The sequence below is a fragment of the Herbaspirillum sp. WGmk3 genome, assembly GCF_023952535.1.
Taxonomy (GTDB): Bacteria; Pseudomonadota; Gammaproteobacteria; order Burkholderiales; family Burkholderiaceae_D; genus Herbaspirillum; species Herbaspirillum huttiense.
Genome location: NZ_JAKYWT010000001.1, coordinates 1,273,052 through 1,285,618, shown reverse-complemented (window position 1 = coordinate 1,285,618; position 12,567 = coordinate 1,273,052). Strand labels below are relative to the sequence as shown.

Here is a 12,567-nt window from a genome sequence, read left to right as displayed (position 1 = left end):
TGCCCCGTCCAGCCCGTGCCCGCCATCCAGTTCTCCCACGAGCCCCCGCGTTACATCACGTCATGCTGCGTCGCCGGTAAGCTATCCGCAATCGGCCATGTTCAAGAAAGAGCTCTTTTTTGTCAAAAAATTTGGGATCTTTCGAAAACTACCGCTTGATTTATCGCATTCGGGAAAAGATTCCTGAAAAAAACTTATACTGCCCGCGTTAAAGGACAATGTTTGATGCTCATCCGAACTGGGTGCCCAAAGTTGGGAATACGTTGGATTTATACCGTAATTTCGAGGAGGCAAACGTGGTTATCGGTAAAAAGAATCGTAGGTGAGCTCTATGTTCGTCTCGACGTGGAGGGTTTCATGTAAGTCACCTTCGCCGTCACTGGGAGAACGCCTGAAAGAAGTTTGCATTGAACTGGGCCTTAAACCGCAAGGGTGGTAGCTCCGACAATGCCTTTATCTAGGCAATCAAGGACCTCTATGGTCATTTAAGAACGATGCGAACAAAGCATTCGGCTGGGTTCGGGAACGTCGCAGTAAACCCTGGCCAGTCAGCAGGCGGATTTCGCCAGTTGGCCGTGCGCTCGTTGTCGTAGTTAAATATTAGCTCAGGCTGTTCGGTACTGGCGACTAGGCGGGCGATCAAAACATGATCTGGGTGGCCGGGGCCCTTTCCGCTAGTGGATATAAGAAAGCGCTTACACTGGAGAATCTTCAGTAGCTTGTCGGTTGTATTGGCCTTGCTGCCGTGGTGCGATACCTTTAGAAAATGTACGACCGGTGCCGTGTCCCAGTACGTTTCAATAGCGTCACCGACAACCGATGCGAATGCGTCGCCAGTTAGAATCGCACGTTGCTCGTCGAACTCCAGCAGGAGAGCAATGCTGCTGCCGTTCGGGATCGATCCATCAGATCGAGAGGCTGCAGTGGCCAAGTCTGCGAATGCCGAGGGCGGCCATTCGTCCTTGCGCCCCAATAGGTCTCTAGGCGGCATCGGATCGCTGGTTTCAGGGACAATCTTGCCATCTCCCCATTCGGCAGCAAGCCTGGAGAGGCGGTCCCGGTCAGGCGACAAGACCCAGACTTTCAGACCACCTGGCATTATGAGCGGGTGCATGTCGCCAACCTTGATTGGTCCACCGCCAAACTGAGAATTCCAAGGATGTTTTCCTTCGATTAGCTCCGCGAGCGTATCGGCTTCGGCGCTCCCGAGGACATCGGCGGGCGTAATGTGTCGGAAGCCATTAAACCAGATATCGCTAATTTCGAGCCAGCCCGGTTTGGCCCGCAGCAGCTCGATGACACCCTCGATGTGGTCGAGATCATAGTGGGTTACCACGAGAGCTTCTAAGCGCACACGGCCGTTGCTCTTACACCCTTCCAACACGTGGAGAATATTGGGTAGAGTGCCTCTCGGCCCGCCGTCGATCAATATGTGGTGTGGTTCAGTGTCACCATAACTGACTAGCAGTGCATCTCCATGCTCTGCCTGGATTGCTCTTACTTCAAACATCGGGCGCCTCCTCAGCTTCGCTTCCTCCCAATGCATAATCAGCGTCACCGAAAGCAACCAAGACCATCCCAAATACACTGTCTTTTGCCAATAACTCCCTCCGAATGCGATTGACCAATGATCCGATTGAGACGACCTCCGTTCCGGCAGCCGCTGCGCGCAGTCCTTCGACGAAACTTAGCGTAGCGGCATTGGTGTAGCGACCAAGTACTTCCGTCAGTGCAGCGATCACTACTCCGGCCCCGGCATTCATCAGCAGCAAAGGTAGACTGCTGGTGGGAACCGGAGCGTCGCCGGAATTGCAGCCTATCGCCACTACGAGTGGACGGCCCCGGCCGACGTGGTGCTCTTCGATCGCTCCCCTAAGAAGCTCTTCGTCCTGCGCAATCTGTAGCTTTTCACCATCAACGTGAGGAATCAAAACCAATAGCACCGGGTTCGATCGGACCGCCTGCCTCCAAGCATTCCACGATGGCTGGGCTGGACCCAAGGTTGCTGCAAGTTGGGCAACACGAACAGGGGTAAAGCCTTGCGCAACTTCAGCGTCCTCGAAATCGTCGGCACGATTCGATGCTGCAAACGCAGCCTGGCTCAGATCGAAAATACGGCGACGCTCGGATAGTGGTTTTGGATCGCTAAGGAATACCGATGTGGGCTTTGTTGAACTCCACGTCTGCCGCTCGACGACAGTGGTTATGCCAAGAAAATTCATCGGGCACAGGTTGGTTGCGTTTTCGCGAATCGCACAGGGGTGCCGCGGTACGCCTTTGCGGAGACAACCTTGGCGGTCGGGGCAAAGTCCGGCCTTCGCATTCTCCGGCATTGTCCCAGTATACAGATACTCGATTGGAAAGACAGCGTTAGACGGTGTCAGCAGCTGCACTCGTTCAAGCTGGGCCGGCCATTCGGGGATGTTGTTTTTGATGGCCTTAAACAGGGTTCGTCCCTTACTCGCCAGATTAAACAATGTGTCACCGAGCTTCTTACTGGGAAATTTGACGCTGGTCTGCAGCGTCTCGAGAAAATCTTTGCGTGCATTGACGATGTCGTGGCCATCCAGCACCGTCAGCGAAATGCCAGCGGATGAAATAACAGTTGCGCTCGGTTGGCCGCCTAAGCTGTCGTTCACAAGCATGGCAAGATCGAAGGAGGACTTTTCAAGCTCCAGAGGGGTAGTAATGGTTTCGATAAAAAAGTTAATCGCAGAACCTGGCTCGCCCTGCATACGCGCGGTTTGTACAATGCGCGAGCCATCGCTGACGAGAAATCGTACGTCGATAGGCTGTGTCGGCAGGACGTGGTAGTGGAACTGCGCGGAGGGACTGGCACCAGACCGAGGCACATCGATCGAAACCGTTACTGGTGGCTTTCCCAGTTCGGTCATGTGGACTTGTAGGCGCTTACTATCGCCCTTCCAATACACTTCATCGTCTGGAAACGCTGGCCGCGTGCCATGAAGTGGCGACTTTGGTCGTACGTTGACAAGTAGCTGCACCAAGCCCGCTTGTGGAAACATATCTAAATAGCTTCCGTCCTGGATAACGTCCGCATGCAGTACCCGCACTACCGGTGGCAGATTGATATCGGTGATATTAGCGACCTGTATCGCTCGAGGGGCCTTGAACTCGGGCTGCTGTGCCTGGGGTGTAGTTTTGGCCTCGAACCATGGATTGAAGAAATTGCGGTTGCTGATGATAAAGCGCGTTGTGCTTGCAATAATCTCTCCCTGCATCGTGCATAGTCGATTGGCTCCTAATAGGGCATCGTCGACCGGGTTGTCATTCAGCCAGATTTCGGCAAACACGGCGAGCCATAGGCGAAGGTCGTCAATATTAGATCCGAGACGTATGGCGCATGCGGCTGACGTCGCTCGCCGAATATCGGCCGCATGCCTAAGAGCCAGATCGGCATCATCTTCAAGAACGATGGCTAATTGCGGATTTTGCTGACGCGAGAGCAATTCGGTTAAAGACCCGATGGCAATATCAAAACGCGAAATGTAACGCCACCGCTCATCAGGAGAGGCCTCAGCAATCAAATCGGCGGTGCGGATGCTGGCTCCATCACGTTCCGCTGTGGACAGGAAAAAATTCAGGTCAGAACGAAAGCGGTGGTTAGCTTTTGAAGGCCACTCACAGAAGATGCGTTCACGTGGCATCACCTGTGCCAAATCGTTACGGATGTCCATCATCCGATCTGCGGCATCCCAATTCCATACTTCCTTGCCGATTCTAAGTCTCGGTACACTCAAGCGTTCAAGTACAAACTCGAATGCAGTAGCAATCTGGCGAGCACGTGGCGCAGGTAACCATTGATGCGCAGATAACACCGCTGCATCTCCCCCCCAAAGCAGTATTCCCGACCGCCGTGCCGACTGCTGCATCGCCGTGTATGTAGTCTCCGGACGATGCCACCATGTCCAGTCGCCAGAAGCCAGCAGCACGCCGAGTCCGGCACGTACACGTGGCGCCAGCAGCCCGGATTCTTGACCTAACCAAGTAATGTCATCGGAAAGCATATAGAAAATTAGAAAGCGGAATTACTGCCATTATGTAAATAATGCCACGCGAAAATTATGCGCTTCGACCTCGTGCGCGCCAAGTCCGGACCGGCGCTTTTTTGAGCGCAAGCAAACACCGTAGTCGAAGCGCTCCAATCAGGCCGTCCAAGTTCGTCGAGGAGGCGGTTTAATCAAGAGCGGCTGATGCGACTTAGCTTGCAGGTCATACTTCTAATATGACTAAATATGGCCTCTATGCCTGCGCTAGTTGGCTTACCGTAGCCATAAAGATCGGTTACTGTCTCTAATGAAGAACTGCACAGTAAGCACCTTAAACGAGAAAAATTAACTGGTCGCGCTCAAGAAATCTGTAGCATCGCCAATTGCGGATTGTTCGAAAAATCCTTCTTCGCCGTTCCAATTAAGCTACTAAAATTGATATTCAGGCCTCCGCCGCCTTGTTTAAGTGTTCGAAGTGCTGCATGCCATGCAGCCTGACCGTTGGAATGAAACTGGAGACGGGACAGGTCTCCACCGGCGCGGCTCCAAACTTCTTGATCCCTCGGACCGAGTGGGTAGAGGTCAATAAGGATATTCTCTAATACTGTCCAAGGGTCCCCCTGTTGGGCCGTTCCCATAGCATCGGGCCGGTGCGGTGTCTTCCTTCCGACTTGGTTCAGTGCGATAGCGAAGTTTAATTCAAGGTTGTCAGCCTTAAAAATAGGATGTTGGTCGTTCGGGTTTAGTTTAGGTACTTCTTCGGATATGTAGTTAAACAGGTCGAAGACTTTGATGAATCCACTCGCGGTCTTGTCGGCAGCCCCGCGCAGCCCTGCCAGTAAGGCGGTCGTGAAAACGCTGTTCCTTGCGCCCCTAAAGACAGCTGACTCTTCGTCAGAGCGACATGATGCCATCAGTGCACGTCCGCTACCGACCGCTAGCTTTGCGAAGATATTTGGGCTATAGCCAGACTTGAACTCGTGCCCTTCTTCGTTGGTTAACTTTTTCGAGATCGCAGCCCCCCCAGCATGACAGGCGTCAATGAAGACCAACAGTCGCTTCGCCTTGATACGTGAAAGTGCCTCGGCTAACTCATTCGAACTAATAGACGTGCTTTCAATGTTAGCGAGGTCGCTATCAACAGTGAGCAGTACGCTGTCCTCCTTATCGAGGCTATCCACGATGGCACCGTGGCCCGAGAAGAAGACGCAGGCAGTGTCATCAAGACCCACGCGAGCAGCCAACTCGTCTAGAGACCTTAAAACAGCCACGCGAGTTGCATTTACGTCTACGAGCGTGACAACGTTGGCGGGGGCGTAGGCACAGTAATTAGGTGATGCTAGCGTCGCTGCGACGTCGTTGACGTCGTTCAGAATTGCAGCCGGCAGTCTAGAGATTTGATGATAGTTGGCCACGCCAACGAGAAGAGCATGCCCTTGAGAGTAGTCAGTTGGGTTCATATTTTCAACGATCGGTACGTGGGTATTTAGCAGCATCAACGGCGACCAACAATATCCGTGTCTTCAGCATAAAGGGGAAGCTTCTCGTTCAAAGGAAAGTCACGACGCATCACATTAAGGAGCGCACGGCTCGTCGGGAGGGCACCATAACGAATTGAATTCAATGCGGCGCGCCAACGTGCCGCCCCATTTTGATATGCTCCCGCCAAGTCAGAATTCTTGCCTCCGGCACGAGACCAGAGTTCACTGCAATCCGGGCCGCTTGGATAGAGCTCACAAGCCTCTTGCTCAAATGCCTTCCACTTCTCAGCAGCGCTTGGTTTTGAGATTCCGAGCGCCCAGCTAGTATAAAAGTTGAGTAAGTTCGCGCACAGCCTGAGTCCTGGCATGAGAGCTGAGCGATGGGCGGCTGGACGGCCGACGAGATATTTAGCAGCTCCGTCCCAATGTCGCGATGCAATAAGCGCACCCAATCGCTCGGAATTGATTTGCGAAAGAGTGAGATCCCTTATCAAGAGGTAGTCCAGCCATTTGATGAACTCGTCTTCAGGGAACGAAGGAATAGCACTTACGATTGATAAGAGCGCATCACATTTCGCCGATGATCTTTCAAGCACAGATCGCAAGCTTGAACTCGACATGATGGCACTCTCCAGAACGGCTTCAGGAGGAGTTGTCGCCGCGCCATTCGCGGCGAGATTTAGCCAGCCGGTCGCGGTTGCTTGTAGATAGCAGTCGCGCTGCGAAGCGGGTAGAAGCGACCAAAGTCGCTCCCGCTCAGGCACTGAACTGAGGTTAGCCAAGGGGGTTTGCGCTAACACCTCAACGAGTCCCGTGTGAACGAGCCTCCCATTGGCGATTTGAGCCATTACATTGTCGCGGACAGCTGTTGCGTTACTCGGTGCGCTCCACAGGGAAGAGTTCTTGCAAATCGCTGCCGCCCACAACATTTGTTCCGTAACATTGTCGCAGCAGATATCAGTCAATATTTGGGGATGAAGCGCGGCTATGTCTGCACACAAGCGAACCAACCGCGAATCCTTGTGCGTTAGCGTGCATTCCAATACCTGAAGAGGGCTTGCATAACGGAGGGCCGATTGTAATCCGGCTATGTAGTGTGGGTCTTTGTCCACATTGAGCTGCTGACCCGTCGCTTCAACGGGGGGCAGCATTGAGGCGAGCACGGCACCGTATGCTTCCAACCAACGTTTCTCGAGAAGGGGTAAAAGCAGGGCATCCGGATTCGGGGCACGGAGATTTCGGGGCGTATTTTCCGTAAATCGCTGCTCAACTACTCCATCACTCGGTAAGGCGCTTACGGCCGCCGCGAATGCGGCTTCGCTACACTCGGCCCATCTCCAGATCGCCTCAAAAATTGGGGACGTGTCTCGAAGAGCGGCGGACGTTAAACCTGCAGTCACTGCAGCGCGCCACGACGGCACCGCAAGATTCTTGTCAACTGCCGCCATCAGCAGTTCCATTGAATCGCTGTCATCCACCAGCGCAAATTCGAGAGTGCTCACGAGAAGTTCAACCGCTGACCACAACGATTGGGTGTTGACAAAACCAGACAGCTCTAAATTCCTCATTGTCAGTAACTGCTTACATCCTGCGCTTGGAATCAGGGCTGTGGACCGAGCTATGAGATTATCCTTAATGCTTGCGCCGAGCAAAGGCTGATTTGAGATTCCATCAACCAAACGTATGGCGGCAAGTAAATCATCGAAGCTTTCGCCATCGGAGAGTAAAGTGCGCAGCCGCTCAAGCCTGCCCAGTTCTCTAAGTGTATGAATCTCAAGCCCGAGGTCCACGGCAAGACCCAAAATGGGCTGAATGTCGAGCTGGCCGGCAAGAATCCTCGCAGACTTAGAAGACGCGGTCCGATCGTCTGGCTGGACTACGCGGTGTTTCGTCCAGCGAGCTTGAAGCTGTTCGGGCGTACATATAAGTATGGGAGCAGGATGCTCTACCACGTCATTTGGACCGAAGCTCAGCCGGAACGCAAACGTTCGTCTCAAGGTTGGCAAGAGGTTTTTCCACAGTGAATCGACGAGCAGCTCGAAACCGTTCACGCCGACTCGCACCACGGGCCCGTGGCCTTCGGACGTCAACGCATTGGCTGCACCAATCAGGTCAGCAGCGGGCGTGTGCCACGTGTCGGCAATGTCAAGCTCAAGCGGCGCAACTGAACCGAGGCAATCATTAACCGAATGAGCTAGCAATCCAAATAACGTGGTTAAGCTTTTAATCTCGCAAATACTGTCTAAGCTGACGATTAACGCGTGTGTCAATACCATGCCCCCACGCGACGCGCCCGAATCCAAGAAAGTCCGAGCGAGAACATAATGTTCGTCGATCGGAAAGCCACGAACGAAAGGCGCCCAAGCTTGGACCCCAGGGGGCACTGCGTCGGGCAAGTCAAGCTTTGACGCGATAGCAGCGGCTATTCGTGCATTCGGACTCGATGCTCTAAGCCCATGACCGCGGCCCGGAACCTCGCCGTAGATAGCTTGCTCGACTCGCATTCTCTTAGCTCCCGTCGGCCATCAACCTTTGGATCGGGAGCGTGATATCGGAGTTTTTTTCACCATTGGGTAGTATCACGTAGCCAAATTCTTCGGGGCCGAGGGTCGCATACTCTGAATCTGCATCCGACTTGCTGAGTGCGCGCCCGAGAGCGGACAGGCCAATAACAATAGGTGCCGTCCAATTGCTGCGTACAAAGGACCATAGCATAGGAAGCCGAGACTCCAGGAGGTCGGCCGGCAGCTCTGTAGTTTCAAGTTCGTCCCAGCAACTCAGCAAGACGGTCAAGCGAGGTTTCCGAAGTGGGCTATCCAAATGGTACTGCGCCAAGTAGAGCAGCATTTGAAGGAGCTCCACGATCCTAGCTTGGTCTGACGGCTCGTATGCTTCTGCCATATCTAGCGGATCAACTTCAGTAAATGACTGCAGCGGCCGTGAGAACAGGTCGTCTTCAAACCGAAGCGAATGCAGTCTGATGAACAAGACCCAGTCCGTAGCTTCTAGAACGCGTTGGCGCCAGGCAGTCGGAATCCTGCGCTGCGTGACTAAGCTTGTGACCTGTTCACCACCGTAGTCTGGCCAAATCAGTTCGGCGCAGCGACCGGCCTCGTCTGTGATGGGCCAGACGCTCTCGACGTAGGCGTTAGTTGGTGTATGGTCGGTTGCCTTTCCCTCAGTCAGGCAGCTAAGCGCCGTGGTGAACGCCTCCAAATTCGTTGGTGCACCCGACATTTTGAGCGCACATGCTTTCACCATGAGCCGCTTCAAAAACTGCGCTCCGTAGTGGGTCTTCCCTACGTTTGATTCGCCTACCAATAAAATGGAGTGTTGAGCCGCCACCACTATCTCCTACCGAAACGAAAAAGCGGGTCGTGACCGAAGCCGTCTGTCGAGGGCAAATCTACCCCCGAGCGTTTTGTACCAAGAATCCAATTAAATAGCTCGCCGAAGCCCTCTGCAGCATCAACCTTACCGCGCGGGTACACGCTGACAGTAAACTCTGGAACGTTTGATGAGCCCGACGCCACTGCTTTTCTTATCTGCGCCTCCATGGCGGGAGCAACATCCACGTCTCCCTTAGTCCAGACTAGTGCGAGACGCCGGCCGCGTGCGCCGGCCATTGCACGCTGAGCAAGAAGCTGAAAGTCGTTTCGAGCGGCTCCCATTTTGGTTCCAGCCAGTGCTTGACGGTCAGCAATCAGCAGTGTGATGTCTGCGTGTCGGGCAATCCAACGAGCACCTTCCGCGTCGTCTGCCAGCTCGTTGATAGCCCATTTTTGAAACCATTCTCCAGGTGCATCCGCAAAAAGAAAGTCGCGCAGAGAGCCGTCTTCACGGCGAAAGCCTAGGTGAAGCATCCCGGGGGCTCGAGCCGCCCCGCTGGGCGTGTGGGGAGGAAATCGCGGGGGCTGGCCCGGTTTCCAACGCAGACAGATCGCCACAGCCTCCCAACCTGCCAGCGTATATGAGTTGCTGAAAGCATGGGAATAAGTAGTCAGTGCACCTTGACCTAATAGCAGGTAGAACGCACCTAGAATGGTTGTTTTTCCGGCGCTTTCTGGGCCGACGATAGCGACAGTGATAGGCTTGACCTTGCCGCTTATGAAGTTTTGGTCGGACTGCCCCATCGCAAAGCCGCTCCAGGGGAGCAGCATTTGTTCGGCGTAAGACGGTGCGGCTTCGTCGACTTTGCTGACACGCTGCCACTCAGGACACATCTCGAGCCGGATATGGCCCAGCGTGCAGGTTGTATTGTCATCAGCATAACAATTGGGGTGGGGACACCTGTCCATCTTGCGCATTACTTCTTCTTGGCCCGGTTGATGGGGCGGTCGTTGGTGGCGCGTGCGGTCTGGAGCTCACGGAACAGGTACGTTCCCCACTCGGACGGGCGCATTTTTTTAGAAGCGTCCACACCGCAGAGGGCGCGGAGGGTCGTCGCATCAATTGTGCCCGAATCCTGCGGGTGTCCGATTAATGAAAGCAGCAATCCTCGACCAACAGGAGCAGTCACGTATTGAGCAGCCAGCGCGCGTAAAGGTCGCATGAACTCGGTTGTCCTAGCTTCGAGAACAAGGCTAGCGAACTCGCGCTCGCCATTGCTCTTCTCACCCGTTGCAGGATTGAGGCAACGGACAGCCTCTCGCAGGAATGCTGAGACGCTCGCTGGTGAGTAAGTTGGCACCTGTTCATGTAGGTCAAGCGCCATCAAAGCCGAGGCTTCAAATGGTGGCAGATCAAGGTAACTCGCATGAGCGCTCGGCGAATATAACGCTTCCTTCCACCAAAGCAGGTTCGTGCGGCGCTGTAAACCTGCCGTCGCACCGCTGAAGCTAGATAAAGCTTTATCAACGTGAGCGGTGACAGCTTTCGCCAATGTAGACAGTGGCCCAGAAAGGTCAACTTGGGCCGGCGCAATCTCGTCGGCCATCTCGTCCAAGACGTCCGCAATAGCGACACTCATCTTGTTAGCAAAATCGAGCGCCCAATTCTGAGGATTGTTCTGAGGGCTAAACGGGTTTTTTGGATCGGTAGCCCAAGGACTTGCGGCGGAATGGATTTTCACCTGAAGCCCATTCCGATCGATAGTAGGTGCCTCGTAGTCAGTAGAAACTGGGACTGGGGGCGAATACTGCAACGGATCAATCGTAATGGTCTCCGGCGTCGCCCATTCAGCCTCGGCGCGGGCATCGACCTTTGTCTCAATTTCCCCAACAGCTTCGCGCCAGATATCGGCTTCGTCTGAAGTTTCGGAGTGAGCCAGAGCATTGCGTGCCGTGTTGACGAAAGCGACGGCGATAGCATCCTCCGTACGAGCCGCTTGCATGATTGCGTCTAGTAGAATAGCTCGCAAAATCCCGACGGGACGTCCACTGAAGGCGTTTGCAACTGTTTCCCATTGTTTTCGGAGCGCAACCATTGCCTCTTCTACGGTTGGGTCCGTTGGCGCAATATTGGGGTCGGCTGCCACCATCGTAAAGCTGGCGGTTTTGGAGGGCGTCTTTCGAAGCGCGGCCGACAGGTCTTTCGCAGTTGACCGAAGCTTGTCGAGTTTAGTGTCATCGCCTTTGAGGTCGATAGCGCCAACCTCGATAAACTTTAACAGAAGTTCTTGTTCCATCTGCTAGCCTTCCAGCCTTGGTTGTGTGTGCGTAAGGCAGCTTGCCCCCGGCTCAGTATCGGAACCGCCCCATGTGTACTATTCACTTCATCGCGGTGATGTATTTGTGGTCAGATTATACACAAATCGATTTTCACCGGTTTCTCCCGTTGCAAGGGCAGGCAGAGCTCGCGAACAGCCCGTAAAGAAGAGCGTTTGCTGCGCAATTGCCTATCCGCTTCCAGCGATCAGCAGAATACAAGTCCAGGAAAGACGCGCTGTTGCTTGGCTCGCGTGACCGCCTCTATACATTCAAATGCTATTTGAATCTGCTATTTTTCAGGATGTCTTCAATTTATGAAGGCAACCTTAAAAAACTTCCCATAAGCCTATGAACAACGAAAAGCTCGAAAAAATAAAAAAGATCTTAGATATTGTGGTTCTGATTAGCGGATTCGGAGCTGCGTTCGGCGGAATTCTGGTTTTCCTATATTGCTTCACGGAGGGTTTCGTTCTTCGAAATTTATCACTCTCCGATACCTTCATTTTATTCTACGCACTCTTCGTTTTCACAACCATATTCATCATTGGTTTCTTCTACGGCACGTTCTGCATTGTATGGTTTGCACGTGGAATGCAACTCCTCGCTAGAAAGTTCGGAAAGACGCCTCAGACGTTCGTGTCTCCGGAACTCGGCTCTTGGGGACTAGCGATCACCTCCTTGTTCGGATTTACGCTGTTTGTGATATTGCCCATCTTGGGCGAGCCTTTGAAGATGGAAGAATACCTTCACATCGTCGCGTTCTTCTGCATTAACGGTCTTTTCTTCACGGTTCTATTCTTAAGTACACACTCAACTAATCAGATGGAACGATCCAAGCGAATCATTGTGCAATCAACGATCCTTGTATCGACAATTTTTATCTTCAAGCCTGCACTTTTAAGTATGTCATTTACTGCGGTCGGATTGAGATCCAATGCCGGCGATGTGCTCATCATGGATGAAGCAACACAGAAGGAATTGGCGGGATACTTCAATGATCTGGGTAGGCGTTGGAAGGCTTGCCCTGAAATCACCGGACGACATTGGATAACTAAAGATGTACGCGCGGTGTGGCATGGCATTGGAGATGTGAGTTATGTGCGGTTATATGGAGCGCCAGAAAACGGCACTACTCGGCGATCAGAGCCATTGGTCTCAATCGGTAGCAGCGGCATCAAACTGATGCGAGAAACAAAAGACCCTTCTATTTGCAGTCCAGCGTAATATCAACCGTTGTACACGTAATTTGAAGCGATTGACGTGGGAGGGAGTAACGCGTCGACCGGCACGGCCGCGTGGTACCTTTCTCCATGAAAGTAGCTGAAGTCGTTAGGCGTGATCGCATGTTTTGTATATGGGTGAGGGGGGGGGTATCGAGCTAGTGCATATTGACTACACTGCGGCGCCCCTTCAGTTGAGGAAATCACT

The 12,567-nt window shown here is 53.4% G+C and carries 8 protein-coding genes; 1 reads left to right on the top strand and 7 read right to left on the bottom strand.

Annotated features, from left to right (window positions below; all coding sequences use genetic code 11):
• Window positions 1-481: 481 nt before the first annotated feature.
• From MKD49_RS05590 to MKD49_RS05560, 7 genes are all read right to left on the bottom strand, one after another.
• Complete coding sequence (locus MKD49_RS05590; protein WP_252695704.1) at window positions 482-1,510, bottom strand: ComEC/Rec2 family competence protein; 1,029 nt, start codon at window positions 1,508-1,510, stop codon at window positions 482-484.
• A complete protein-coding gene (locus MKD49_RS05585; protein WP_252695703.1) occupies window positions 1,503-3,953 on the bottom strand; it encodes a hypothetical protein in 2,451 nt (816 codons plus the stop codon). Before MKD49_RS05585 ends, MKD49_RS05590 begins: the two co-directional genes overlap by 8 nt.
• Window positions 3,954-4,369: 416 nt before the next feature.
• The gene (locus tag MKD49_RS05580; RefSeq protein ID WP_252695702.1) at window positions 4,370-5,470 is read right to left on the bottom strand and encodes a caspase family protein; all 1,101 of its coding nucleotides are present in this window, start codon (window positions 5,468-5,470) and stop codon (window positions 4,370-4,372) included.
• A gap of 35 nt (window positions 5,471-5,505) precedes the next feature.
• Window positions 5,506-7,995, bottom strand: coding sequence for an effector-associated domain EAD1-containing protein (locus MKD49_RS05575; protein WP_252695701.1), 2,490 nt, complete (start codon window positions 7,993-7,995; stop codon window positions 5,506-5,508).
• 4 nt (window positions 7,996-7,999) lie between these two features.
• Window positions 8,000-8,836 (bottom strand): hypothetical protein, encoded by an 837-nt coding sequence (locus MKD49_RS05570; RefSeq protein WP_252695700.1) that lies wholly within the window; start codon window positions 8,834-8,836, stop codon window positions 8,000-8,002.
• 2 nt (window positions 8,837-8,838) lie between these two features.
• Window positions 8,839-9,798 (bottom strand): hypothetical protein, encoded by a 960-nt coding sequence (locus MKD49_RS05565; RefSeq protein ID WP_252695699.1) that lies wholly within the window; start codon window positions 9,796-9,798, stop codon window positions 8,839-8,841.
• Complete coding sequence (locus tag MKD49_RS05560; protein ID WP_252695698.1) at window positions 9,798-11,117, bottom strand: GTPase-associated system all-helical protein GASH; 1,320 nt, start codon at window positions 11,115-11,117, stop codon at window positions 9,798-9,800. The genes MKD49_RS05565 and MKD49_RS05560 overlap by 1 nt, the downstream gene beginning before the upstream one ends.
• A gap of 370 nt (window positions 11,118-11,487) precedes the next feature.
• Here MKD49_RS05560 and MKD49_RS05555 point away from each other — a divergent pair, with 370 nt between their 5' ends.
• Window positions 11,488-12,363, top strand: a complete 876-nt coding sequence (locus MKD49_RS05555) for a hypothetical protein (RefSeq protein ID WP_252695697.1) — start codon at window positions 11,488-11,490, stop codon at window positions 12,361-12,363.
• Window positions 12,364-12,567 lie beyond the last annotated feature (204 nt).